The organism is Blastococcus sp. CCUG 61487 (assembly GCF_005222955.1).
Lineage (GTDB): Bacteria > Actinomycetota > Actinomycetes > Mycobacteriales > Geodermatophilaceae > Blastococcus.
Genome location: NZ_LWUA01000271.1, coordinates 340 through 23,823, shown reverse-complemented (window position 1 = coordinate 23,823; position 23,484 = coordinate 340). Strand labels below are relative to the sequence as shown.

Genomic DNA, 23,484 nt, shown 5'->3' with positions numbered 1-23,484 from the left:
CTCACCGGAGCTCCTGGATGCGGACGGTGTTGCCGGCCGGGTCGCGGAAGGCGCAGTCCCGCATGCCGTAGGGCTGCTGCGTCGGCTCCTGCACGACCTCGGCTCCGGTGGCCTGGACGCGGTCGAAGACGCCGTCGAGGTCCTCGGTGGCGAGCATGATCCACCCGTAGGTCCCCTTGGCCATCATCTCGGCGATGGTGCGGCGCTCGTCCTCGGTGATCCCGGGATCGACGGCCGGCGGCGCCAGCAGGATCGACGTGCCGGGTTGGCCGGCCGGGCCGACCGTGATCCACCGCATGGTCCCGGTACCGACGTCCTGCCGGACCTCGAAGCCGAGGGCGTCCCGGTAGAAGGCCAGCGACTCCTCGGGGTCGCTGTGCGGCAGCGAGGCCATGTGGATGGTGATGTCCATGGCGGTCACGCTAGGGACGGGCCGCCCACCTGTGCTTCTCGATTCCTGACCGGTCTGGTGACCCGCGTGGCCACGCACGCCGGGATGCCGTCGGCCGCCCCCGCCGCCTCGCGGCGGTAGACGCTGGGCGCCATCCCGACCAGTTCGGTGAACCGCGTGCTGAAGGTGCCCAGCGACTGGCAGCCGACGGCGAAGCACACCTCGGTGACGCTGAGATCACCCCGCCGCAACAGGGCCATCGCCCGCTCGATCCGGCGGGTCATGAGGTAGCTGTAGGGCGATTCACCGTAGGCGCGCTTGAACTCCCGGCTCAGGTGACCGGCCGACATGTGCACCCCGCGGGCGAGCGCCTCGACGTCCAGCGGCTGGGCGTACTCCCGGTCCATCCGGTCCCGGACGCGGCGCATCAGGGCGAGGTCCTGCAGGTGCTGGTCCCGCGATGGCACGCCGCTGATCGTGCCCCATCCCCGGCCCCCGAGGTCAACCCCGAGCGACCGCCCCCGCCCGCGTCCGACCGTCCGGAGCGGGCGCCCGCTAGGGTGGCGCGGCCTCGTGGGAGTAGGTCCCCGCCCGCGCCTGACCAGGAGGAACGCCGTGTCGCAGTCTGCCCGCTCCATGGCCGCGCGACGCCGCCGCCGGATCGACGCGTGGGTCCTCGTCACGGCCGCCGTCGTCGTCGCCGTCCTCGCCTTCCTGGTCGCCGCGCTCTCCGGCGGCGAGCGGGTCACCCGGCTGTGGGTCAGCGCCACGGTCGCCGCGGACGGCAGCGCCCGGATCGTCGAGATCATCGACTACGACTTCGGCATCGAGGAGCGGCGCGGCATCTACCGCGACGTGCCCGGACTGCGCACCGACGAGCCGATCGAGGTGACCTCGCCGACCGCACCCGACGACGTGGAGGTGACCGGCGACAGCCCGGTGCGGCTGCGCATCGGCGACCCGGACGTGACGATCACCGGAGAGCACCGGTACGAGCTGAGCTACACCCTGGGCGGGGTCAGCCGCGGCGGTCAGCTGGCGTGGGACGCCGTCGGCACCGGCTGGAAGGTGCCGATCGACGAGGTCGAGGTGCACGTCCTGGGTGCGGTCGACCTCGACGCCGACAGCTGCGCCTCCGGGAACCGCGGCACGGCGGGCGGCTGCGCGCTGCGCCGGACCGCTCCGGGCCACCTCGTCGCCCGGGTCGACAGCCTCGCCGCCGGGGAGGGGGTCACCGTCTACGCCACGGAGGGCCGCGCCCTGGACGCCGCGCCCGCCGCGCCGACCGCGCCGTCCGCCGCGCCGGACGAGCCCGGCATCGACCCGCTCGTGCCGGCCGCGCTGGCCGGCCTGCTGGCGCTGCTGGCCGGGGGGTTCGTCTCTCGCGCCGTGCGCCGGGCCGGCCGCGAGCACGTGCCGAGCGCCGGGCTGCCGACCGTCGTCGCCTCCTCCGGTGGGGAGGCGCGGATCGACTTCGAGGACCTGGGCGGGTTCGCCACGCCCTCGGCGTCGATCCCGCGGGACCTCTCCCCCGCGCAGGGCGGGGTGCTGCTGACCGGCTCGGTCGCCGAGCGGCACAAGGTGGCCTGGCTGGTGGACCTCGCCGTGAAGGGGATCGTGGAGCTGGAGCCCGATCCCGACGGCGCGAGGACGACGGTGACCCGGCAGGCCGACGGCGACCCCGCGACGGCCCGGCTGCTGGACCAGGCCTTCGCCGGTCGCGAGCAGCTGCGGCTGGGTGAGTACGACGAGTCCTTCGCCGAGGCGTGGACCGCGGTCGGGGCCGAACTCGACGCCTGGCAGCAGAGCTCGGGGCTGTGGGACGCCGACGCCGACCGGCGGGCCGGGCGGGTCCGCCGGCTCGGGGTGCTCACCGGCCTGGTGGGGCTGGTCCTCGTCGGCCTCGGCGCCTGGCTGGCGGGCGGGCAGGGCGCGGTGCCCGTGGTGCTGGCGGCGGTGGGCGGTGCGCTCGCGGGCGGGGGGATCGCGGCCGCGCTGCGCGCCTGGGAGCTGCGGGTGCTCACCCCGCTCGGCTCGTCGACCTGGCTGCGGGTGGAGTCGCTGCGCCGGTACTTCGCCGAGTGCGCGCCCGTCGCGATCGAGGATGCGCTCGCCGAGGGGACGCTCGGCGACTACACCGCGTGGGCGCTGGCCCTGGGCGAGGCCGAGCGGTGGTCGAAGCTGGCGAAGTCGGTGACGGTGCCGGGCCGATCGGGCCACGACGACCAGCACTGGCGGTACGCGACGTACGGGCCGGTGTTCGTGACCGGCTGCTCGAGCGCCAGCACGGCGCCGTCCTCGTCGTCGTCCGGCGGTGGGGGCAGCGTCGGTGGCGGCGCGGGCGGCGGTGGCGGCGGGTCCTGGTGACCGCGCCGCTCGCTCACATGTCGCGGTAGCGGACGGCTGCCGCGAGGCCCTTGCGCAGCCAGTCCTCCTTGACCGGCCGGCCCGGCTGGGAGAAGACGGCGTAGGCCTTGGTGTCGCGCTGGTAGCGCCAGCCCTCCGCCAGCGGCCCGACGTCGTAGGCGTCGTAGCCGATCGCGTCGAGGAAGTCGGTCACCGTCTGCTTGGCCGCGGCGTCGTCTCCGGCGATGGCGAGCACGGAGCGGTCGGGGTCACCGGCCGGCTTGGCCAGCGGGACCATCCCGGCCGCGGGCACGTTGTTGAAGCACTTCACGACGTGCGACTCGGGGAGATGGGCCTGCAGCAGCTCGCTGACCGTCGTCGACTCGTCGTCGAGCTCCGGGATCTGGCCGTCGCGCTGCGGGTAGTAGTTGTTCGTGTCGATGACGACCTTGCCGCGCAGCGGCTCCACGGGGACCTCGCGGTGGGCCTTCAGCGGCACCGAGACGACGACGAGATCGCCCGCCGCGCCCGCCTCGGCGGGGGTCGCGGCGCGGGCCGTGGGGCCGAGCTCCGCGATGAGGTCGGCCAGCGTCTCGGGTCCACGGCTGTTGCTGAGCACGACGTCGTACCCGGCTGCCACCGCCAGTCGCGCGATCCCGCTGCCGATGTGTCCGCTGCCGATGAGCCCGAGAGTCGTCATGCCCCTCGCAAGCCGGGCGTGACCCGGGTCATTCCCCTCGTCACAGGGTGTGCGGCTGGTTCTCGGCGCGGTCCTCGACCGCCCCCTCGCGCACCAGGTTGGTGATGGCCAGGGCGAGCCCGCCCCAGATGACGATGATCGCCACGATCATCATCACGACCGCGCTGCCGCTCATGGCTGACCTCCTCGGTGGTCGCCGGTGCCCGTCCGATCAGCGGCCCCGGTCGGTGTGGCCCCCGCAGGCGCAGCAGGGTCGGAGCCTGGTGGTGGTCCGTCCAGGTGGGTGCCCGCGCGCCACGGCAACCGGGCGAGCAGGAAGCCGATCACCGGAAGCGCGAGCACCATTCCCCAGCCGAACGTCACCAGCACCCAGGTCGGATAGTCCTCGTAGGGCGCGTCGAGGTCGTCCCGCAACGCGAAGACGAGCACCAGGGTCAGTCCGATCGGCGTGACGGCGCTGATGAGCACCCGCCAGCCCGTGCCGATCCGCGGCCGGCCGTGAACGTTGAGGTGGTCGGCGAGGGCGGGCAGCGCTCGGAGCACCCAGGCCACGACCAGCATGCTGACCAGCGCGACGACGAGGATGCCGTACTGGTTGACGAAGTGGTCGACGACGTCGAGCACGTAGATGCCGCTGGTCGTGCTGAACAGCACCAGGCTCAGCGCCGCGGTGGGGATGACGACCGCGAGGGTGGCGGTGAGCCGGCCGGTGTCGAGCTTGTCGCGGACGGCGGAGATGACCACCTCGAGGATGCTGATCAGCGAGGTGAAGCCGGCGATGACGAGCGAGCCGAAGAAGAGGACGCCGATGAGCTCGCCGCCGGGCGCCTGGCTGATGATGGTCGGGAAGGCGATGAAGGCCAGTCCGATCCCGTCGCTGGCGACCTCGTCGATCGCCACCCCGTTCGCCTGCGCCATGAAGCCGAGGGCGGCGAAGACGCCGATGCCGGCGAGCAGCTCGAAGCTGGAGTTGGAGAAGCCGACGACCAGGCCGGAGCCGGTCATGTCCTCGCGCCGGCCGACGTACGAGGCGTACGTGATCATGATCCCGAAGCCGATCGACAGCGAGAAGAAGATCTGCCCGAACGCGGCGGCCCAGACCGACGCCTCCGTGAGCGCCGACCAGTCCGGCGTGAACAGCGCGTCGAGCCCGTCGGTCGAACCGTCCAGGAGCAACGCCTGCACCACGAGGACGACGAAGGCGAGCACGAGCACCGGGATGAAGAACAGCGACGTCAGGCCGATCCCGCGCTGGACGCCGAGGGCCATGACCACCAGCGCGGCGACCCAGATCAGCAGCAGGGGCACGAGCACACCGGCGACGACGTCCGTGGTGACCACGACGTCGCCGGCCTGGAGGAAGTCCCCGAAGAAGAAGGCGTTGGGGTCATCGCCCCAGGCCTGGTCCAGCGAGAAGAACGTGTAGCGCAGCGCCCAGGCCAGCACCGCGGCGTAGTAGACGGCGATGACGAAGCAGATCGCGACCTGCCACCAGCCGAACCCTTCGGTACCGCGGCGTAGCCGGGCGAACGCCAGCGGAGCGGAGCCCCGGTGCCGGTGCCCGATGGCGTAGTCCAGCAGCAGGAACGGGATGCCCGCCGTCAGCAGCGCGATCAGGTACGGCAGCAGGAAGGCGCCGCCCCCGTTCTCGTAGGCGACGTACGGGAACCGCCAGATGTTGCCGAGCCCGACGGCCGACCCGATCGCCGCGAAGATGAAGACCCGTCGGGAGCTGAAGCCGCCCCGCCGACGTTCCTGTTCTGCCTGATCCTTCGCCCGCCCCGACGTCGCGCTCATGCGGCCTCCCGCGTCCGGACTTGCTCCGTCGCCCATGAGGATGGCAGGAGTCGCGCGTTCCGGCTGCTCGGGCAGACGCCGCTCACCCGCAGCCAGCCACGGCTCACCGTGGGCGACGTTCCTGGCAGGGTGGCGTCGATCCCGCGGCCCCGGCGAAAGAGACCTCGTGACCTCCACCCGCATCCGGTCCCTGGGCGCGCTCTCCGCGATCGCGCTGCTCGGCACCCTCGTGGCCGGCTGCTCGACCGATGAGTCCGCGCAGGCGGCCGACCCCACGGAGAGCACGTCGACGCCGGAGCGCGAGTACGACTTCTCGGCGGTCGAGCCGGTCGTCGAGGCGTTCCTCGCGGAGCACGGGCTGGACGGCGCCGGTCTGGTCGTCGTCGACGAGGAGGACGGGATCGTCGGCGAGCGGTACTTCGGCGGGTTCGACGCCGACCGGGTGTCCCTCGTCGCGTCGGCGTCGAAGATGGTCACCGCCGGGGTGCTCGTCCGCCTCGCCGACCAGGGCCTGCTCGACCTGGACCGGCCGATCGCCGAGTACGTCGACTGGGCGGCCGGGCACCACCCGGAGATCACCGTCGCCCAGCTGCTGTCCAACAGCTCCGGCCTCGTGGGGCTGCTCCCCAACCCGGCGTACGGACCGTACGTCTGCCAGTTCGTGCCCACGGTCGAGCTCGAGATCTGCGCGGCCTCCGCCTGGTCCACCCCGGCCGACGACGCCGACATCGCGCCGCCGGACACCGAGTTCCGCTACGGCGGCGTGCAGTGGCAGATCGCCGGCGCGGTGGCCGAGACGGTCTCGGGCAGGACGTGGGATGAGCTGCTGCAGGAGATCTACGTCGAGCCGTGCGGGCTCGAGTCGCTCGGCTACAACAACCACTGGACCCAGATCGGCGACGGGCTGTCCGGCTACCCGACCGAGTTCGGTGGCGACCCGAGCCGGCTCGCGCCGACCGAGAACCCGCACCTGGAGGGCGGGCTGTACATCGATCCGCTCGACTACGCCGAGCTGCTCCTCCTGCACCTGCGCGACGGCCGGTGCGGCGACACGCAGATCCTCGAGCCGGAGTCGGTCGAGCTGATGCACACCGACCGGGTGGGCGCGACGTACGGCGGCGAGACCCAGACCGGCACCGGCTACGGCTTCGGCTGGTGGATCGACCGCAGCGGGAGCACCCGGATCAACGACCCGGGCGCGTACGGGGCGGTCCCGTGGCTCGACCTCGGCGGCCGCTTCGGCGCCTACCTCGTGCTCGAGGCCAGTGCGCAGCTCGGCCTGGAGCTGGCCGGGCAGCTGTACGACCCGGTCGAGGCGGCGATCACCGCCGCCCGCTGAACCAGGGGTCGGAGGCTTCTCCGGGGTGAGGGCCGGGAGTAGCGTCGCGCTGTCCTACGGAGGACGGCGATGGCACTTCCTGCGGGCACCGTCACCTTCTGGATGACGGACATCGAGCGGTCCACCCGCTTGCTCCAGGACCTCGGCGCGCGATACGCCGAGGTCCTCGCCGAGCACCACGCGATCATCCGCGCGGCGCTGCGCGGCGCCGGTGGCACCGAGGTGGACACGGAGGGCGACGCGTTCTTCTGCGTCTTCCGCACCGCCCGGGCGGCCGTGGACGCCGCGACCCAGGCCCAGCGCGACCTGACCGGCCACGCCTGGCCGGGCGAGGTACCCGTCCGGGTGCGGATGGGGCTGCACACCGGCGAGGGGCTCCTGGGCTGCACCGGCTACGTCGGGCTGGACGTGCACCGGACGGCGCGGGTGGCCGCCGCCGCGCACGGTGGCCAGGTCGTCGTGACGGCGACGACACGGGCGCTGATGGAGGACGCCTGGCCGCCCGGGGTCGGCTACGTCTTCCTGGGCTCGCACCGCCTCAAGGACCTGGACTCCCCCGAGCTGCTGTACCAGCTCGTCATCGAGGGCCTTCCGTCCCGTTTCCCTCCGCTGCGCAGCCTGGAGGCCCCGACCTACGACCTGCCGTCCACGCAGTCGAGCTTCCTGGGCCGCAGCCGGGAGGTCGCGGACCTCGCCAGGCTCGTCGAGGAGCACCGCCTGGTCACGCTGACCGGCCCGGGAGGAGTGGGCAAGACCCGCCTCGCCGTCCGTACGGGCGCGGAGCTGTCGGCGCGCTTCCCCGGGGGCGTGGCCTTCGTCCCGCTCGCCGCCGTCCGGGATGCGGAGCTGGTCGGGGACGAGGTGGCCCGGGCGCTCGCACTCCCGGTGGGCGCCTACTCCGGCGAGTCCGGCACGAGACGGCTGGCCGAGCAGCTCCGGGGCCGGCGCATGCTGCTGATCCTGGACAACGTCGAGCAGCTGCTGCCCGGCGCGGCGGAGATCGGCCGGTTGGTGGACGCCCTCGACGAGGTCACCGTGCTCACCACGTCCCGCGCGCCGCTGCACCTCCGCGAGGAGCAGGAGTTCCCGGTCGGCCCCCAGGACGTCCCGGCAGACCCTGGCGAGCCATCACCGGTGCTGCTCGAGCACGCCGCCGTCCAGCAGTTCCTCGACCGGGCACGGGCGGCCCGCCCGGACTTCGAGCTGCGTCCCGAGGACCTCCCGCACGTCGCCCGGATCGTGTGCGCCGTCGGCGGCATCCCGTTGGCCGTCGAGCTCGTGGCGGCACGGGTCCGCTCGCTCAGCCTCGGGAAGATCGCCGACCGGGTCGGGAACCAGCTGGGGCTCCTGCGCGGCGGTCCCCGGGACCTCCCGGACCGGCAGCGGACGCTGCGCGACACGCTGCAGTGGAGCTACGACCTGCTCGACGCCGCACCACGGGCGCTGCTGGCGGTGCTGGCCGCGTTCCCGGGAGGGGCCGCGCTGGAGGCCCTCGAGAGCGTCGCCGATGGGCTGCTCCCGTGCGACGACGTCCTGGACGCGCTGGATCCGCTGGTGGAGCACGGCCTGCTCATGCCGTCCGTCGACGACACCGACCGGTACCGCACCCTCCAGGTGGTCCGGGAGTTCGCCGCCGAGATGCTCGCGCGCAGCGGCCACTCCGACGAGGTCTGGCGTCGGCACGCGCTGTGGCTGCGCGACGTCGTCGCGGAGGCCGCGCCGCTGCTGCTGACGGAGCAGCAGGCGGAGGGACTGCGCCGGCTGCGCGAGGAGTACGACAACCTGCGGGCGGTGCTGGACCGCGCGGTGGTGGCCGACCCGGAGTCGGCGGCCGAGCTGGCGGTCCCGCTGTGGCGGTACTGGCAGATGCGGGGACACCTCGCCGAAGGAGCGGACCTGCTGGACCGCCTCCTGCAGGGGTTGCCGGCGGACGGCGACCCGGCTCGACGGGCGGCGGTCCTGTCCGCCCGCGGCGGGATCGCGTACTGGCAGCTGGACAGCGCCGCCATGACTGCCGCGTACGAGGAGGCAGCCGAGCTGTACGAGCGGATCGGTGACCGGGAACAGCTGGCCGAGGCGTTGTACAACCGCGTGTTCCCGCTGATGCTGGCCCGCGACTTCACGGCGGGCGAGCGGATGGCCAAGCGCAGCGAGGAGCTGTTCACCGGGCTGGGCGATGCGCACGGGGCCGCCCGCGCGATGTTCGGCCGGGCGCTGGCCACCATCCACCTGGGCCGGCACGAGGACGCCGACGACCTGCTGCGGCGCGCTGCGGCCACCTTCCGAGAGCGGGAGGACAGCTACCACCTGGGCTGGTCGCTGCGGATGCGCGGGCGCAACCTGCTCCTCCTGGGCCGCCTGGCCGAAGCCCGCGAGCTGCTCGATGAAGCCTTCGGCCACTTCGCCCGCGACGACGTCTCGGCCGTACTGCTGTTCATGTCCGACTACGCCGCCCTGGCCGGCCTGGAGCGGGACGCCGAACGCCAGGTGCGCATCGTGGGCGCCATGCAGCGCATGCAGCGCGTGACGGGAACGGACCTCGTGGACTACTCCATGAACGAACCCCTCGGCCTGGAGGAGAGCCTCACCGCGCTGGGTGACCGGGCCGAGCTGATCCGTGCGGAGGGCGCGGCCATGGACGACGACGAGGCGGTCAGGTACGCCCTCGACCTGTGACCAGAGCACCTGGTCTGCGGCCGAGCCCGTGACGCGCGAGAGCCCCGGTCGGTGACCCGACCGGGGCTCTCGTCCGAGGGTGGAGGTGGCGGGAATCGAACCCGCGTCCTTCGACGCACGACCAGGGCTTCTCCGAGCGCAGTCTGCGTTGCCTCTGCTCGACCCCGTCGATCATGCAGACAAGTCGACGTGACGGGCCCAGTCGCTGTGCGATGTCCCGCCCGCGCCCGCGACCGGCACGTGCGGTGAGTCATCTAGCTGATGCCAGGATCCGGGTCGATGACGAACCCGGGCTGACAGACTCGCCTAGCTGCTATCAGGCAGCGAGAGCGAAGTCGCGCTGATTGGAATCGGCGCTTGTGTGGTTTCCAACGGATCGTTAACGAGATGATCGTTGGCTTCCTCGGCTCGCTTCCCCTGGTCACCCGACCGAAGTCGAGACCATTCACCCCCTGTGTAGTTGTGCAGACAGCCTAACGGTCCCGGCCGCCGTCGTGTTCCCCCCGAGCGGCGGCTCGTCGATCATCGGATTCGTGCCGCTCGACACGCCGTCGCCCGGCGTGTCCGCGAGCACGGAGACGATGATCAACTCGGCGGGGCTGAGCGCGGCACGCCGCGGAGCCACCACCGCTGCCACGGCGTCTCCACCGCCCGCCGGTGGTACACCGACCGCACCCACCGGACGGCGTCGCCCGGCGGCAGGCCGTCGAGCACCGCGAGCGCGGCCAGCGCCGTCCCGGTCCGGCCCACACCGCCCCGGCAGGCGATCTCCACCCGCTCGCCCGCCCGCGCCCGTGCCCGTACCTCCCGCAGCGCGTCGAGGGCATCCGCCCGGTCCAGCGGCACCCAGAAGTCCGGCCACCGCACCCGCCAGTGCGGCCACTCCGGCACCGGCCCCTCCGCCAGCACCAGCGCGAAGTCCGCCGCGCCGGCGACGTCGTCCACCCGGCGGCCGCGCACCAGCCCACCGCCGGGCAGCTGGACGACGCCCCGCTCGGCGGCCCAGTCGCTCACGGCTCAGCCGACGCTGCCGAGCACCAGGTCCACCATCACCGGCAGCAGGAGCACGATGAGGATCGCGCCGAGGACGTCGAAGGAGATGCCGCTGCGGATCATCTTCGTGATCGGGACGACGCCGGAGCCGTAGGCGATCGCGTTCTGCGGCGTCGACACCGGCAGCATGAACCCGAACGAGGCCGCGAACGTCGCCGCCAGCGCCGGCACGAACGGGTTGATCCCGGCCGCCATGGCCACCGGGATGATGATCGGCACGACGACGGCGGCCGAGGCGGTGTTGCTCGTCGTCTCGCTGATGATGATCGCCAGGATCACCGCGAAGATCGTGATCGCGAACGTGCTGCTCAGCCCCAGGGTCTTCGCGGAGGTCTGGCCGATCTCCTCCGCCAGGCCCGTGCTGGCCAGCAGCGAGCCGAAGATGATCCCGGTCCCGAACAGGATGATCGTGCCCCAGTCGATCTTCGCCGCGTCGCTCCAGTTGAGCGTGAACTCCCGCGCCTGCCAGTCGGTCGGCAGCAGGAACAGCAGAGACGCACCGAGGACGGCGACGATGCCTTCGTCCATCCGGTCGCTGATCGTCGTGTAGAGGTCGGACTCGGTGCCGGAGGTGATCGCGATGATGCCGGGGAAGATCCAGCAGAACACCGTGGCGCCGAACGCGATCAGCGTGTTCTTCTCCGCGCGGGAGAAGCGGCCGAGCTCCCGACGCTCCTGCTGGACGTACTCGCTGACCCCCTCGATCCGGCGGATCTCCGGCTTGTTCAGCAGCAGGAGCACGGCGGCCAGCGCGACGAACATCAGGGCGCAGATGGGCAGCGCCATGAGCATCCAGTCGAGGAAGCCGATCCGCTCACCGGTCGCCTCCTCGATGAGGCCGCGGCCGATCAGGTTCGGCGGCGTGCCCACCGGGGTGATCAGCCCGCCGACGCTGGCGCCGTAGGCGAGCATCAGCATCAGCGCCGCCCCGACCCGCAGCCGCAGCGGGTCGAAGTCCGGCTTCACCAGCTCCTTGTCCTGCAGGAGCTTGGCGATGACGGCGAGGATGCCGAGCGCCGTCGGCAGCAGCATGGCGACGGTGGCGGTGTTGGAGACGAACGCCGACAGCAGCGCGGTGATCGCGCCGAAGGCGATGACCACCCGGTAGGTCGAGGCGCCGACCCACTTCAGCGAGAGCACGAACATCGCGAAGCGCCGCGCGAGGCCGTGCTTGAGCATCGCCATCGCGAGGATGAACGCCCCGATGAACGTGAAGATCGTCGGCGAGCCGAACGGGGCCAGCGCGTCGTCGGCCGGGACCACGCCCAGGACGACGATGGCGCCGACGCCGATGAGGCCGCCGACGGGGATCGGCACCGGCTCGGTGATCCACAGGACGATGACGCCGAGCAGCACCGCGGCGAGCAGGTGCTGGTCGCGCGGGAGGTCGATCGGCAGGAACGCGACGACGGCGGTGACCACCGGCGCGAGGAACAGCCCGGTGGTGCGCCGGGCCTTCTCGAACCGCTCCTCGGCGGGGCTGAGCTCCTGCTCCCCCAGGCTGCGGTAGGTCGCGCTGCCGCGGAATGCCTCGTCGACGTCGGTGCGCTTGCCAAGGGGCCGCTCGGTCGCGGTCATCACGCCTCCCGTAGGTGGGGAACGACCGAACAGTAGGGTCGGCCGGGCGGCGCGGCGACCTGGGCGGATCAGCTGCCGGCCAGCCCCGACGCGCTGAGTGCGCCGGCGGCCACCAGCCGCCGCGACAGGCCCTTGCCCAGCTCCACGACCCGTGCGGTGCGCTCCGGCCCGAGGTGCAGCCACGGGTCGGCCGACAGGGCGTCGGTGTGCACCTCCAGGCGCGCCCGCAGCTCGACGCCCTCCTCGGTGAGTCCGGCGTCGTCGAGCAGGCCGCGGTCGGCGAGCGCCCGGGCGGCGGCGGTCCACTCCTCCTCGCTCCAGCCGCGGGTGGCCTTGGCGGCCTCCGGCGTGAACCCGCGCCCCATGGCGGTGTGGGTCACCAGCGCCTCCAGGCTGGAGAGCCCGGAGTGCAGCAGCGCGGCGATGTGCCCGTCGCCGCGGTGCTCGCGCAGCAGCGTGGCCCCGTGCCACAGAACCAGCAGCGGCTCCTCCGGCCAGGGCAGGTCGGCGTGGCCGGCGTACAGCGGGCGGCCCTCCGGGGTCAGCGGGGTGCACGCATCGCGGAGCAGCCCGGCGAGCTCGGCCACCTCGTCGGAGGACGCCGCGTCACCGAGCAGGCGGGTGAGCGACGCCCGCGCGGCGTCCAGCCGGGCGGCGAGGACCTGCTCGGGCGTGGCCAGCGACCACGCCGCCGGGATGGACCGGGCGATCAGCGCCGGGGAGAAGTTGTAGAACGTCGCCGCCACGGTGCCGGCGCCGACCGCGCCCATGGGTGCCGAGCGGCCGGCGAAGTAGCACATCCGGCCCGGCTGCAGGCCGACCCCGGTCAGGTGCTGCTCGGTCTCCGGCGCGAAGTACACGTGCGAGTGCAGCAGCTCGACGGCGCGGTGCGCGCGAGCGATCTGCCGTGGATCGAGCGGGACGGAGGTAGGATCGGCGCTGACCATGCTCCGCACCCTAACCACCCGCGGCAGCCGGCAGCGCCGTCGACCAGGAGACCCGGGTGCGCACCGCCCGGAAGCCGAGCCCCTCGTAGAGCCGCAGCGCCCCGGTCACGTTGTCGCTGTCGACCTCGAGCGCGGCCGCCGCGCAGTCGTGCGCCGCGGCCTCGTGCAGGGCTGCGGCGATCATCGCCGACGCCAGTCCGCGGCCGCGCTCCGACGGCAGGACGCCGATCTGCCCGTAGTGCACCTCCCGGTAGCCGCGCGCCTCGGTGTCGGCCTCGAACACCGAGGCGAGCACGAAGCCGACGACGCGGCCGGCCTCGATCGCCAGCACCGAGAGGTCGGGCCGGAAGGACCGCGTGCCGGTGTAGAGCCGCTGCCACGACTCGACGTCCCGTTCGCTGGACCCGTGGTGCTCACCGAAGGCGACGTTGTAGACCCGCCGCACCTCGTCGTCCCACGCCGCGTCGAACGGCACCAACTGCACGCCGGCGACCCGTCGCGGCTCGGGCAGCTCCCGCAGCGGGCGCTCCATCGAGCGGTACCAGCGCTCGGCGGCGAAGCCGGCCCGCTCGACGAGCCGCTCCAGCGCCGGCAGCGTGCCGGGGACCTCGACGACCAGCCGGCCGGGCACCTCCGGGTGCCGCTCGCCGTGCAGCTCCGCGCCGCGGGCCTGCTGCCAGGCGAGCAGCTGCCCGCCGAGGCCGCGCTCCCGCGCGTCCGCGCGCACCCGGCCCTCGAGGTAGACGCGGTAGTCGTCGCGGAAGGTGGGCGAGGCCATGACGGTCGCGTAGCCGGCCAGCGCGCCGTCCCGGTCGAGGACCGCCAGCCCGTCGCGGTCGAACTCCAGGTCCCACCCCGTCCACCACTCGGTGATGTCGTCGGCGTCGGGGAACTCGCCGGTGTCGTCGATCGCCTCCGCGGCGGCGAGCAGGTCGGCGACGGCGGGCACGTCGCCCGGAGTGAGCGGGCGAGCGGTGAACCCCTCGGGCAGGGGCGGCAGCGCGGGCACGAGCGGCAACACTAGGGCCGCGGCTCCCCCTGGGCGACGGTTTTCCGCGCCCGCGGTCAGACCGGGACGAACAGGCAGAAGGGGTGCCCGGCGGGGTCGGCGAAGATCCGTACCTGCTCGTGGGGGTCGTCGTAACCGCCGATCCGGTCGGCCCCCGCTTCCAGCGCGGCCGCCGTCGCCGCCTCGAGGTCGTCGACCTCGAAGTCGAGGTGCAGCTGCATCTGCTGGGTGCCCGGATGGGGCGGCCAGACCGGAGGCACGTGGTCGCGTTCGAGCTGGAACGACAACCCGGTGCTGCCATCGGCCGGCCGCAGCGTCGCCCACTCGTCGGTGTCGTCGCGCAGCGGCCAGCCGAGCAGCCGTTGGTAGAAGCGGGCCAGGCCGCGCGGGTCCGGCGTCCCGAGGACGGTCGCGGTGAAGGAGAACGAGGGCATCAGGCCTCCAGACCGAACAGGCGGGCGCCGTTCTCCCAGAGGACGGCGCGCAGCCACTCCTCGCCCAGCCCGAGCCGGTGCAGCGCCTCGAGCTGGTGGGCGTACGGGTACGGGATCGACGGGAAGTCGCTGCCGAGCAGCACCTTGCCCCGCAGGTCCGACAACCGCGGCCGGTCGGCGGGGTCGAAGGCGTTGCTCCCGCGCTCGGTGAAGTCGGTGGCAAACATCGTCGTGTCCAGGTGCACCCGCTCGTACCGCTCGGCCAGGTCGAGGAACTCGCGGTACTCCGGCATCCCGAGGTGGGCGATCACCAGCTGCAGCCGGGAGAACCGCTCGAGCAGCCCCTGTATCGGCACCGGGCCGGTGTGCTCGCCGGCCAGCGGCCCGGAGCCGCAGTGGATGACCACCGGGGTGCCGGTCTCCTCGAGGCGCGCCCACACCTCGTCGAGCAGCCGGTCGCGCGGGTCGAACGCGCCCACCTGCACGTGCACCTTGAACACGCGGGCACCGCGCTCCAACGCCTCGTCGACGTACCCGGCCGCGCCCGGCTCCGGGTAGAACGTCGCCGACTGCAGCACCTGCGGACGGCCGGAGGCGAACTCGGCGGACCACTCGTTCAGCCAGGCCGCCATGCCCGGCTTGTGCGGATAGGGCAGCGTCGTGAACGCCCGCACGCCCAGCCGCTCGAGGACGGCGAGCCGGTCCTCGACGGGCAGCTGGTAGGTGATCGGCCAGGCCGCGGTGCCGTAGTGGTCGCGGGCCCGCCCGAAGTACTCCCACACCTTGGCCTGCACCCGCTCGGGCAGGAAGTGCACGTGCACGTCCACGAGCCCGGGCAGCCCCAGCTCCCGCCAGAACCGAGGGACGTCGGCGTCGTCGACCGGCGGCACCGTCGTGCTCACGGGAGCGTCACCACGACCTTGCCGCGCACGTGTCCCTCGCCCACCAGCCGGTGCGCCGCGACGAGCTCCTCCAGCGGGAAGGCCTTCGCGATCGGGACGCGCAGCTGGCCGGCGTCGGCCATGCGGCCCAGCTCCTCCAGGTCGTGCTGCTCGGGCCGCACGAACACGTACCGGCCGCCCATGTCGTTGACCAGCGGGGACACGACCGACGCGATGCGGGCGACGTCGCGCACCTGGTCGGGCGCGTCGGCGAGCGTCGCCCCGCCGACGAGGTCGAGCACCGCGTCGACGGGCTCGGACAGCTGCGCGCTGATCGGCCCGGCGGAGTAGTCGAGCACCTCGGCGCAGCCGGCGTCCTCCAGGAAGCCGTGGTTGCGCGGGCTCGCCGTCCCGATCACGTGGGCGCCGAGAGCCACGGCGATCTGCACCGCGTTGAACCCGACCCCGCCCGCGGCGCGGTGGACCAGGACGCGGTCCCCCTCGCCGACGTCGAGAGCCTCGGTCAGCGCCTGGTAGGCGGTCAGCCCGGCCAGCGGCAGTGCGCCGGCCTCGGCGAAGGAGAGCGACGCCGGCTTGCGCGCCAGGCACCGCTGCGGCGCGGGCACCAGTTCGGCCGCCGTCCCCCACTGGACGTCGTCGCGGCGGACGTAGCCGAACACCTCGTCGCCGGGCCGGAAGGCGACCACGGCCGGGCCCACCGCCTCGACGGTGCCGGCGACGTCCCAGCCGGGCACGATCGGGAAGTGGTGCGGGTAGGCGGAGGCGAGCCCGCCGGCGCGGATGGCCAGGTCGACCGGGTTCACCCCGGCGGCCCGCACCCGCACGAGCACGGTGTCCGGCCCGACCGGGGGCTCGGGCAGGTCGTCGCGCACCTGCAGGACGTCGTCGTCACCGAACCTGTCGTAGGCCACTCCCCGCATGGGGCTCACCGTAGGCGGGTCCTTCCCGGGCGGCTGCGGGGGCGCTCGCGGGACGGAGGCCACTCGACCACCCACCGCTCCCCCACCGGGAGGGCGGCCCACCGCCGGGCGGCGTCCCGCACCGCCTCGACGGCGGCGTCGATCCGCTCGCGGGGCACGCCCGCGGCCGCGACGAGGTGTCCGGGCACCTGCTCGCCGCGCGCCAGCCGCCCGACGAGGTCGGCCACGTTCTCGGCCCGCATCACCGCGTCGCGCCGCTGCTGCTTGAGCCGGTCGGACTTCTCGGCGGAGTGCGGCGGCCGGCGTCCCGAGACGTGCCGCATGCTGCCCCAGAGCACGCCGTCGGCGACGCAGCCCCAGACACCGTCCGCCAGCGGGAGGGCGGTCTCGACGACGGCGTGCACCAGGTCGTGCGGCAGGTCCGCACCACCACCCGCCCCGCGCATGGCGAACACGACGCCGTCGTCCCGTTCGACGAGCGTCTCCACCGGGCGCCGGTCGGGCATCCGCTCGAACGTCATCCACACGGGAGGAGTCTCACCGGCGGCTCAAGAGCTTTTCAGCGCCGACCCTTCACGTACCGGCCGAAGGCCCGCTGGATCTCGCGGCGGGAGTCCCGCTCGGCCAGGTCGGCCCGCTTGTCGTAGGACTTCTTGCCCTTCGCCAGCGCGAGGGTGGCCTTGACCTTGCCGTCCTTGAAGTACAGGTCCAGCGGGACGAGCGTGAGCCCGCCCTCCTTGGTCTTGCCGATCAGCTTGTCGATCTCCGCGCGGTGCATGAGCACCTTGCGCTTGCGCCGCGGGGCGTGGTTGGTCCACGTCCCCTCCATGTACTCGGCGATGTGCACGTTGTGCAGCCACACCTCGCCGTCGTCGATCGAGGCGAACCCGTCGACGAGCGAGACCCGGCCGGCACGCAGGCTCTTCACCTCGGTGCCGGTGAGCACCAGGCCCACCTCGTAGGTGTCGAGGACCGAGTAGTCGTGCCGCGCCTTCTTGTTCTGGGCGATGAGCTTGCGCCCCTGTTCCCGCGGCATGCGCCCAGGTTACCGACGCCCGACTTCTGCGATCCCGTGGTCATGCGGACCTGGACGGCCACGAGACCGCAGAAGTGACCGCGGCCGCCGCTCGGCCTGTGGACGACGGGCACGGGCCCGCGCCTGCGCACTGCAGGCTGTGCCGGTGTCGAGCCGTCCCGTTCCCCCGCGGCTGCACACGCCCAGCACCCGGCGTGCCGCCCGGGACGCCGGCATCTCCGACTGGCAGTTGCGCCACGCCGAGATCACCCGGCTGTCGCGCGACACCTACCTGCCGCGGGCGCAGGTCGCGGATCTGCGCACCCGTCTGCTCGCGATCCTCGCCACTGCGCCGGCCGGAACCGTCGTCAGCCACCACACCGCCGCCGCGCTCTGGAGGGTGCAGATCCCCATGGCGGGCAGCGACGGCCCGGTCCACCTGACGGTTCCGCCGGGTTCGCGGGCCCGCAACAGACGGGACCGTCGCCTCCACCGTTCACCCCTCGGACCTGAGGACGTCGAGCGGCGGTGGGGCGTGGCCGTGACGACGCCGGCCCGTACCTGGCGTGACCTCGCGGCGGTGCTGCCACCGGACCGGCTGCTCGCCGTCACCGACCAGCTGCTCCAGGCGCTGTGCGTGCCCGCCGAGCTCGAGCAGGCCCTCGCCCGTGCACCGATCCCCCGTGGAAGTGTGCGGGCACGAGAGGTGCTCGCGGTGGCGGACCCACACGTGGACTCACCCATGGAATCGATCGTGCGCTGGCTGCTGCATGCAGCCGGGCTACCGCGGCCGACCCTGCAGTTCCGCGCCCTCGACGATCAGGGCCGCCAGATCGGCTTCGGCGATCTGGCGTGGCCCGACCGCAAGGTGCTGGTCGAGTTCGACGGCGACGTGCACCGCGAGCGCTCGGTCTTCGTCCGCGATCTGCGGCGGCAGAACCGGCTGGTGCTGGCGGGGTGGACGGTGCTGCGCTTCACGTCGGCCGACGTGATCGGGCGTCCGCAGGAGGTCGTCGACGCCGTCCGCCGGGCGCTGGGGCGCTGACTTCTGCGATCTCGTGGCCGTAGCGCACCGGACGGCCACGAGATCGCAGAAGCCACCCGGAGCTAGAGCCGCACGTACAGGCGCAGCGTCACGTAGGCGGCGATACCGGCCAGGCCCACGCCGGCGCCGGCGATGACCGGGCTGATCAGGGCGATCTGGCCCCAGTCGACCGGCGGGATGATGCCGGCCTTGATCGGGCTCTCCAGCGTCCTGTCGACGAAGAGGATCTTGGTGAGCACCAGCCCGCCGATGGCCAGCAGGGCGCCGATCAGCCCGGCGAGCGCCGCCTCGAGGATGAACGGCAGCTGGGTGTACCAGCGCGAGGCGCCGACCAGCCGCATGATGTTGGTCTCGTTGCGGCGGTTGAACGCGGCGAGCTGGATGGTGTTGGAGATCAGCAGCAGCGCGGCCAGCGCCTGGACGACGGCGACGGCGATCGTGGCGTTGCGCGCGCCGTTGAGCAGGCTGAACAGCCGGTCGAGGAAGTCGCCCTCGTCGCGTACCTGGTCGACGCCGTTCTCGCCGTTGGGGAACTGCTCGGCGATGACCGGGTAGCGCTCGGGGTTGACCAGCTCGACGCGGAAGCTCTCCGGCAGCGCGTCCGGCGGGGTGTTGCGCACCAGCTCGGGCTGCTGGCTGAACTGCTGCTGGAAGCGCTCGTAGGCCTCTTCCTTGGTCTCGTAGATGTAGCCCTTGACCTCGTCGGAGGAGTCCAGCTGCGTCTGGATGGCCGCGCGCTGCTCCTCGGTGACGGCGTCGTCGAGGAAGATGGAGACCTGCACCTTGTCGTAGTAGATCTCCTTCATGTCGGAGATCATCCCGGCGATGAGCAGGCCGGTGCCCATGAGACCGAGCGAGATGGCCGTCGTCAGGATCATCGCGACCGTCATGGTGAGGTTGCGACGCAGCCCGGTGGCCACCTCGGAGAGCACGAAGTTGACGCGCATGGATTCCCTGTCGTGGAGTTCGGAGCGGCCCGGGTCAGCGGCCGGCGGTCATCGGCCCACGCCGTAGACGCCGCGCGACTGGTCGCGGGTGAGGACTCCCCCGTTGAGCTCGATGACGCGGCGACGCATCGAGTCGACGATGTGGTAGTCGTGCGTCGCCATGATCACGGTGGTGCCGGTGCGGTTGATCCGCTCGAGCAGCAGCATGATCCCCTCGCTCGTCTCCGGGTCGAGGTTGCCGGTCGGCTCGTCGGCGAGCAGGACCAGCGGACGGTTCACGAACGCGCGGGCGATGGCCACCCGCTGCTGCTCGCCACCGGAGAGCTCGCCGGGCAGCCGGTTGGCCTTGCCCTCCAGGCCGACCATCTCGAGCACCTCGGGCACCACGCGGCGGATGGTGCGCTGCGGCTTGTTGATGACCTCGAGGGCGAACGCGACGTTCTGCGCCACGGTGCGGTTGCGCAGCAGGCGGAAGTCCTGGAAGACGCAGCCCATCGTGCGGCGGAGCTTGGGCACCTTCCACTTGCTCAGCGTGTTGAGCGTCTGGCCGTTGACCTTGATCGTGCCGGAGGTCGGGTCCTCCTCCTTGAGCAGCAGCCGCAGGAAGGTCGACTTGCCCGAACCGGAGGAGCCGATGAGGAAGACGAACTCCCCCTTGTCGATCTCCGTCGACACGTCGTCCAGGGCCGGCCGTCCGCTGGCCGGGTAGAGCTTGGTGACGTGTTGCATTTCGATCACGAGGCGCCACGGTACTAGCAACGAGGCTCTCGACCGGGCGTTCGCCACGGAACTCGCCAGGCTCGTTCTCGCCGTCCGTGACCGCCCTCGCGCATCCGCCCAGGACACCCGTCACGCAGGGTCGAGATCGGGGCCGGATAGCGCTCCGGAGTGACCTCCCCTACAGCCTCAGGCTGCGGGGGCCTCCTGCTGACGGCGCCAGCGGATTCCGGCCTCGATGAACGCGTCGATCTCGCCGTCCAGCACGGCCGCGGTGTTGCCGGTCTCGTGCTCGGTCCGCAGGTCCTTGACCATCTGGTACGGGTGCAGCACGTAGGAGCGCATCTGGTTGCCCCAGCTGCTCCCCTCCCCCTTGAGCGCGTCCATCTCGGCCCGCTGCTCCTGCTGGCGGACGACGAGCAGCCGGGCCTGCAGCACCTTCAGCGCGGCGGCGCGGTTCTGGATCTGGCTCTTCTCGTTCTGGCAGGACACCACGATGCCGGTGGGGATGTGGGTCATCCGGACGGCGGAGTCGGTGGTGTTCACGCTCTGCCCGCCGGGCCCCGACGACCGGAAGACGTCGACCTTGATCTCGTTCTCCGGGATGTCCACGTGGTCGGTCTGCTCGACGACGGGCAGCACCTCGACCCCGGCGAACGACGTCTGCCGGCGCCCCTGGTTGTCGAACGGCGAGATGCGCACCAGGCGGTGGGTGCCCTGCTCCACCGAGAGCGTGCCGTAGGCGTAGGGGACCTTGACCGCGAAGGTCGCCGACTTGATGCCGGCCTCCTCGGCGTAGCTGACGTCGAGCACCTCGGTGGGGTACTTGTGCCGCTCCGCCCAGCGCAGGTACATGCGCATGAGCATGTCGGCGAAGTCGGCGGCGTCGACACCTCCGGCCTCCGCGCGGATGGTCACCAGCGCCTCGCGCGAGTCGTACTCGCCGTTGAGCAGGGTGCGCACCTCGAGCTCGTCGACGACCGACCGGATGCTCTCCAGCTCGCTCTCGGTCTCGGCGAGGGTCGCGTCGTCGCCCTCGTCCGCCGCCATCTCGTGCATGAGCGCGACGTCGTCCAGCCGGGTGCGCAGCTCCTCCACCCGGCGCAGCGTGCCCTGCAGGTAGGACAGCCGGGAGGTGAGCGCCTGGGCGGCCTCGACGTCGTTCCAGAGGTCGGGGGCCGCGGCCTGCTGCTCGAGCTCGGCGATCTCCCGCCGGAGGTCGTCGACGTCCAGGACGGCCTCGATCGACTCCAGGGTCGTGTTGAGCTCGTCGAGTGCGACGGAGAAGTCAGCGGCCACGGCTAGCCAGGGTAGTGCGCGACCGCGAGGGGTAGGCATCCGTGGCATGAGCGAGCCCCGTGAACGACCTGACAGGTCAGGCCGCACGCGTGAGGACTACGAGCGCGGCCTTCCCGACTACCACGATCCGACGGCGGGCTTCGCCGGTGCGCCACCGGCCCAGTCCGCGCTGACCCTGCGGCTGATCCTCGCCACCTTCGGCCTGCTCGTCTGCATGGGTGGCGGGATCGGCTGGCTGCTCACCGACCTACCGGTCTGGCCGTCGTTCGTGCTGCTCTTCTTCGCCCTCGTGGCGGCCGTCGACATCGTGATCATCGTGCGCCGCAAGGCCCGGGGCGAACCCGGCTGACGGCCGGCCGTTCAGGACGTGCGGACCAGCTCCCGGGCGTGCATCCACTCCACCAGCTGGTCGGCCGGCATCGGCCGGGCGAGGTGGTAGCCCTGCGCGAACGCGCAGCCGAGCTCGGTGGCGACGGCGAGCTGCTCGGCGGTCTCCACCCCCTCTGCGAGGGTGCGCATCCCGAACGCCGAGGCGAGGCCGACGACGGCGGCGATCGCGGCCGCCCCCGCGCTCGTGGGGCCGTCGGCGCCGACCACCAGGCTGCGGTCGATCTTCAGCATGCCCACGGGGAGCGAGATGAGCTGGCTGAGCGAGGAGAAGCCCTGGCCGAAGTCGTCGATCGACACCTCGACGCCGGACCTGCGCAGCCCGGCGAACTGGGCGGCGGCCCGCTCCGGGTCCTCGGCGACGCTGGTCTCGGTGAGCTCCAGCACCAGCCGCTCCGGCGGCAGGCCGGCCTCCTCCAGCGCCGCGGCGACGTCGTCCTGCAGCGTGCCGGCGGCGAAGTGGTGCGCGCTGATGTTGACGCCGACGACCAGCGGCAGCCCGGCCGCGTCCCAGGCGGCCGCCTGACGGGTCGCGGTCGCGAGCACCCACCGGGTCAGCGGCACGATCAGTTCGTGCTGCTCGGCCAGGGCCACGAACTCCGAGGGCGGCAGCAGACCGCGCTCCGGGTGCTGCCAGCGGACCAGCGCCTCCACCCCGCTGAACTCGCCGGACTGCAGGTGCCTGATCGGCTGGTAGTGCAGGACGAGCTGGTCGCCGTCGATGGCGCCCCGGAGCTCCGCGGCGAGCTGCACCTTCTGCTGCACGGCCGACCGGAGGTCCGGGGTGAAGTGGCGGACCCGGTTGCGGCCGGCCTCCTTGGCCGCGTACATGGCCAGGTCGGCGTCGCGGACCAGATCGGTCGAGCGGAGCTCCGGCCCGCCCGAGCCGTCGACGACGGCGATGCCGATGCTGGCGCTGAGCCGCACCGTGTGCGCACCGAGCTGGAACGGCCGGTCGAACGTCGCCTGGAAGCGCCCCGCCAGCAGCTCGGCGTCCTCGGGGTCGCAGTCCCGGCACAGGACGACGAACTCGTCGCCGCCCAGCCGCCCGACGGTGTCCTCGGCGCGGGTGCTCTGCGTGAGCCGGCCGGCCAGCTCCCGCAGCAGCTCGTCGCCGACGTCGTGGCTCAGTGAGTCGTTGACGTCCTTGAACCCGTCGACGTCCAGGAAGAGGACCGCCAGCCGCGGCCGCTCGGGCCGCTGCAGCTCCGCGTCGATGAGCTCGTGCAGGTGCGCCCGGTTGGGCAGACCGGTGAGGTGGTCGTGCCGGGCCCGCCAGGACGACGCCCGCTCGGCCAGCACGCGGGCGGTCACATCGGTGTGGGTGATGACGATCCGCCCGCTCCGCCCGACCGGGCTGGCCTCCAGGTGGAACCAGATGACCCCGCCGCTGTGGGGCAGCGCGTAGTCGGTCGACACCCGTCGCCGCTCACCCCTCGAGAGCCGGCCGAGGTCGGCGATGAGCGCGCGGTTGACGTCGTCGTCCTTCATGTTCAGCGCCATCGCGAAGTAGTTGCCGCCGACCCGGATCAGGAGGTCGTCGCCGACGGCGTCGGCCATCGAGTCCCACGCGGAGTTGGTGAGCAGCATCGTGCCGTCGCCGTCGATGAGGACCGTCGGCGAGGGCAGGGCGTCCAGGACCGAGGCCACCAGGGCGGCGTCCCGCGCGTCGTCGCGGTCGCGCCGGGGCGCGGCGAGGGACGGGTCGTCACCGCCCGGGCGTGGTCGCACGATTCCTCCGGCTGCCGTGGACGCCCTCGACGGCGTCCGTGGTCCCTCCATCGGCATCGGTGCGGTCCGGCTCAGGCAGCCGGCGGGCAATCAACCCGAACGGGGGTGTCCGTCCGCCGCCGGGCTCCGCGTCTCCTCGACGACCCACCGCAGGTAGTCCGGATTGCCGTCGGCCACCGGGATCACCAGCACGCAGGGCACGTCGTAGCCGTGCAGCTCCGTCGCCCGGGCGACGACGGCGTCGGCCAGCG

Annotated in this window: 24 protein-coding genes and 1 other RNA gene; 5 read left to right on the top strand and 20 right to left on the bottom strand. The window is 72.7% G+C overall.

Annotated elements, in window-relative coordinates:
* Window position 1: 1 nt before the first annotated feature.
* Complete coding sequence (locus A6V29_RS17790) at window positions 2-412, bottom strand: VOC family protein (protein WP_137161548.1); 411 nt, start codon at window positions 410-412, stop codon at window positions 2-4.
* A gap of 5 nt (window positions 413-417) precedes the next feature.
* Window positions 418-858: a helix-turn-helix transcriptional regulator gene (locus A6V29_RS17785; protein ID WP_249933319.1), complete on the bottom strand. Its 441-nt coding sequence runs from the start codon at window positions 856-858 to the stop codon at window positions 418-420.
* A 148-nt stretch (window positions 859-1,006) separates the two neighbouring features.
* Here A6V29_RS17785 and A6V29_RS17780 point away from each other — a divergent pair, with 148 nt between their 5' ends.
* Window positions 1,007-2,758 (top strand): DUF2207 domain-containing protein, encoded by a 1,752-nt coding sequence (locus A6V29_RS17780; protein WP_137161547.1) that lies wholly within the window; start codon window positions 1,007-1,009, stop codon window positions 2,756-2,758.
* 13 nt (window positions 2,759-2,771) lie between these two features.
* Here the strand turns inward: A6V29_RS17780 and A6V29_RS17775 are convergent, their stop codons facing one another.
* From A6V29_RS17775 to A6V29_RS17765, 3 genes are read right to left on the bottom strand one after another with little or no spacing between them, the layout of a single operon-like run.
* Window positions 2,772-3,437, bottom strand: a complete 666-nt coding sequence (locus tag A6V29_RS17775) for an NADPH-dependent F420 reductase (protein WP_137161546.1) — start codon at window positions 3,435-3,437, stop codon at window positions 2,772-2,774.
* Between the two features lie 40 nt (window positions 3,438-3,477).
* The gene (locus A6V29_RS17770) at window positions 3,478-3,612 is read right to left on the bottom strand and encodes a methionine/alanine import family NSS transporter small subunit (protein WP_137161545.1); all 135 of its coding nucleotides are present in this window, start codon (window positions 3,610-3,612) and stop codon (window positions 3,478-3,480) included.
* Complete coding sequence (locus A6V29_RS17765; RefSeq protein WP_137161544.1) at window positions 3,609-5,234, bottom strand: sodium-dependent transporter; 1,626 nt, start codon at window positions 5,232-5,234, stop codon at window positions 3,609-3,611. The genes A6V29_RS17770 and A6V29_RS17765 overlap by 4 nt, the downstream gene beginning before the upstream one ends.
* A gap of 166 nt (window positions 5,235-5,400) precedes the next feature.
* Here A6V29_RS17765 and A6V29_RS17760 point away from each other — a divergent pair, with 166 nt between their 5' ends.
* On the top strand, window positions 5,401-6,573 hold the full coding sequence (locus A6V29_RS17760; RefSeq protein WP_170977940.1) for a serine hydrolase domain-containing protein: 1,173 nt from the start codon (window positions 5,401-5,403) through the stop codon (window positions 6,571-6,573).
* A 69-nt stretch (window positions 6,574-6,642) separates the two neighbouring features.
* Complete coding sequence (locus tag A6V29_RS17755; RefSeq protein WP_137161542.1) at window positions 6,643-9,249, top strand: ATP-binding protein; 2,607 nt, start codon at window positions 6,643-6,645, stop codon at window positions 9,247-9,249.
* Window positions 9,250-9,326: 77 nt separating this feature from the next.
* Here the strand turns inward: A6V29_RS17755 and ssrA are convergent.
* The 10 genes from ssrA to smpB all read right to left on the bottom strand — a co-directional run bounded on the left by ssrA (window position 9,327) and on the right by smpB (window position 17,128).
* Window positions 9,327-9,702: a transfer-messenger RNA gene (gene ssrA, locus A6V29_RS17750) on the bottom strand.
* A gap of 132 nt (window positions 9,703-9,834) precedes the next feature.
* Window positions 9,835-10,263, bottom strand: coding sequence for a protein-tyrosine phosphatase family protein (locus A6V29_RS17745; protein ID WP_137161541.1), 429 nt, complete (start codon window positions 10,261-10,263; stop codon window positions 9,835-9,837).
* A 3-nt stretch (window positions 10,264-10,266) separates the two neighbouring features.
* Window positions 10,267-11,880 (bottom strand): SLC13 family permease, encoded by a 1,614-nt coding sequence (locus tag A6V29_RS17740; protein ID WP_137161540.1) that lies wholly within the window; start codon window positions 11,878-11,880, stop codon window positions 10,267-10,269.
* Between the two features lie 68 nt (window positions 11,881-11,948).
* Window positions 11,949-12,827: an SCO6745 family protein gene (locus A6V29_RS17735; RefSeq protein ID WP_137161539.1), complete on the bottom strand. Its 879-nt coding sequence runs from the start codon at window positions 12,825-12,827 to the stop codon at window positions 11,949-11,951.
* 10 nt (window positions 12,828-12,837) lie between these two features.
* The gene (locus A6V29_RS17730; protein WP_137161538.1) at window positions 12,838-13,836 is read right to left on the bottom strand and encodes a GNAT family N-acetyltransferase; all 999 of its coding nucleotides are present in this window, start codon (window positions 13,834-13,836) and stop codon (window positions 12,838-12,840) included.
* 56 nt (window positions 13,837-13,892) lie between these two features.
* On the bottom strand, window positions 13,893-14,270 hold the full coding sequence (locus A6V29_RS17725; RefSeq protein ID WP_137161537.1) for a VOC family protein: 378 nt from the start codon (window positions 14,268-14,270) through the stop codon (window positions 13,893-13,895).
* Window positions 14,270-15,172, bottom strand: a complete 903-nt coding sequence (locus tag A6V29_RS17720) for an amidohydrolase family protein (protein WP_137161536.1) — start codon at window positions 15,170-15,172, stop codon at window positions 14,270-14,272. The genes A6V29_RS17725 and A6V29_RS17720 overlap by 1 nt, the downstream gene beginning before the upstream one ends.
* A complete protein-coding gene (locus A6V29_RS17715) occupies window positions 15,169-16,092 on the bottom strand; it encodes an NADP-dependent oxidoreductase (RefSeq protein WP_137161556.1) in 924 nt (307 codons plus the stop codon). Before A6V29_RS17715 ends, A6V29_RS17720 begins: the two co-directional genes overlap by 4 nt.
* Before the next feature lie 5 nt (window positions 16,093-16,097).
* On the bottom strand, window positions 16,098-16,619 hold the full coding sequence (locus A6V29_RS17710; RefSeq protein ID WP_137161535.1) for a hypothetical protein: 522 nt from the start codon (window positions 16,617-16,619) through the stop codon (window positions 16,098-16,100).
* Window positions 16,620-16,651: 32 nt separating this feature from the next.
* Window positions 16,652-17,128 carry an SsrA-binding protein SmpB gene (smpB, locus tag A6V29_RS17705; protein ID WP_137161534.1) on the bottom strand — a complete coding sequence of 159 codons (477 nt, stop codon included), beginning with the start codon at window positions 17,126-17,128 and terminating at the stop codon, window positions 16,652-16,654.
* Window positions 17,129-17,273: 145 nt separating this feature from the next.
* Between smpB and A6V29_RS17700 the strand changes: the two genes are divergently transcribed.
* Window positions 17,274-18,152, top strand: coding sequence for a DUF559 domain-containing protein (locus tag A6V29_RS17700; RefSeq protein WP_137161533.1), 879 nt, complete (start codon window positions 17,274-17,276; stop codon window positions 18,150-18,152).
* Window positions 18,153-18,214: 62 nt separating this feature from the next.
* Here the strand turns inward: A6V29_RS17700 and ftsX are convergent, their stop codons facing one another.
* The 3 genes from ftsX to prfB form a co-directional block, all read right to left on the bottom strand.
* On the bottom strand, window positions 18,215-19,099 hold the full coding sequence (gene ftsX / locus A6V29_RS17695; RefSeq protein ID WP_137161532.1) for a permease-like cell division protein FtsX: 885 nt from the start codon (window positions 19,097-19,099) through the stop codon (window positions 18,215-18,217).
* A gap of 48 nt (window positions 19,100-19,147) precedes the next feature.
* Complete coding sequence (ftsE, locus tag A6V29_RS17690; RefSeq protein ID WP_212719565.1) at window positions 19,148-19,828, bottom strand: cell division ATP-binding protein FtsE; 681 nt, start codon at window positions 19,826-19,828, stop codon at window positions 19,148-19,150.
* Window positions 19,829-20,005: 177 nt separating this feature from the next.
* Window positions 20,006-21,115, bottom strand: coding sequence for a peptide chain release factor 2 (gene prfB / locus A6V29_RS17685; RefSeq protein ID WP_137161530.1), 1,110 nt, complete (start codon window positions 21,113-21,115; stop codon window positions 20,006-20,008).
* A gap of 46 nt (window positions 21,116-21,161) precedes the next feature.
* On the opposite strand from prfB, the gene A6V29_RS17680 reads away from it, so the two are divergent.
* The gene (locus A6V29_RS17680) at window positions 21,162-21,464 is read left to right on the top strand and encodes a DUF6343 family protein (RefSeq protein WP_137161529.1); all 303 of its coding nucleotides are present in this window, start codon (window positions 21,162-21,164) and stop codon (window positions 21,462-21,464) included.
* Between the two features lie 11 nt (window positions 21,465-21,475).
* On the opposite strand, the gene A6V29_RS17675 is transcribed toward A6V29_RS17680, so the two are convergent.
* Together A6V29_RS17675 and A6V29_RS21360 are read right to left on the bottom strand one after the other, a co-directional pair.
* Complete coding sequence (locus A6V29_RS17675) at window positions 21,476-23,233, bottom strand: putative bifunctional diguanylate cyclase/phosphodiesterase (RefSeq protein WP_249933318.1); 1,758 nt, start codon at window positions 23,231-23,233, stop codon at window positions 21,476-21,478.
* 90 nt (window positions 23,234-23,323) lie between these two features.
* On the bottom strand, window positions 23,324-23,434 hold the full coding sequence (locus A6V29_RS21360; protein WP_283956377.1) for a divalent-cation tolerance protein CutA: 111 nt from the start codon (window positions 23,432-23,434) through the stop codon (window positions 23,324-23,326).
* Between the last annotated feature and the right edge of the window lie 50 nt (window positions 23,435-23,484).

Bases quoted from the DNA above. Each gene is read 5' to 3' on its own strand.
- A6V29_RS17790 (WP_137161548.1), bottom strand. From the start codon at position 412: ATGGACATCACCATCCACATGGCCTCGCTGCCGCACAGCGACCCCGAG.
- A6V29_RS17775 (WP_137161546.1), bottom strand. From the start codon at position 3,437: ATGACGACTCTCGGGCTCATCGGCAGCGGACACATCGGCAGCGGGATC.
- A6V29_RS17770 (WP_137161545.1), bottom strand. From the start codon at position 3,612: ATGAGCGGCAGCGCGGTCGTGATGATGATCGTGGCGATCATCGTCATC.
- A6V29_RS17765 (WP_137161544.1), bottom strand. From the start codon at position 5,234: ATGAGCGCGACGTCGGGGCGGGCGAAGGATCAGGCAGAACAGGAACGT.
- A6V29_RS17755 (WP_137161542.1), top strand. From the start codon at position 6,643: ATGGCACTTCCTGCGGGCACCGTCACCTTCTGGATGACGGACATCGAG.
- A6V29_RS17740 (WP_137161540.1), bottom strand. From the start codon at position 11,880: ATGACCGCGACCGAGCGGCCCCTTGGCAAGCGCACCGACGTCGACGAG.
- A6V29_RS17735 (WP_137161539.1), bottom strand. From the start codon at position 12,827: ATGGTCAGCGCCGATCCTACCTCCGTCCCGCTCGATCCACGGCAGATC.
- A6V29_RS17725 (WP_137161537.1), bottom strand. From the start codon at position 14,270: ATGCCCTCGTTCTCCTTCACCGCGACCGTCCTCGGGACGCCGGACCCG.
- A6V29_RS17715 (WP_137161556.1), bottom strand. From the start codon at position 16,092: ATGCGGGGAGTGGCCTACGACAGGTTCGGTGACGACGACGTCCTGCAG.
- smpB (WP_137161534.1), bottom strand. From the start codon at position 17,128: ATGCCGCGGGAACAGGGGCGCAAGCTCATCGCCCAGAACAAGAAGGCG.
- ftsX (WP_137161532.1), bottom strand. From the start codon at position 19,099: ATGCGCGTCAACTTCGTGCTCTCCGAGGTGGCCACCGGGCTGCGTCGC.
- ftsE (WP_212719565.1), bottom strand. From the start codon at position 19,828: ATGCAACACGTCACCAAGCTCTACCCGGCCAGCGGACGGCCGGCCCTG.
- A6V29_RS17680 (WP_137161529.1), top strand. From the start codon at position 21,162: ATGAGCGAGCCCCGTGAACGACCTGACAGGTCAGGCCGCACGCGTGAG.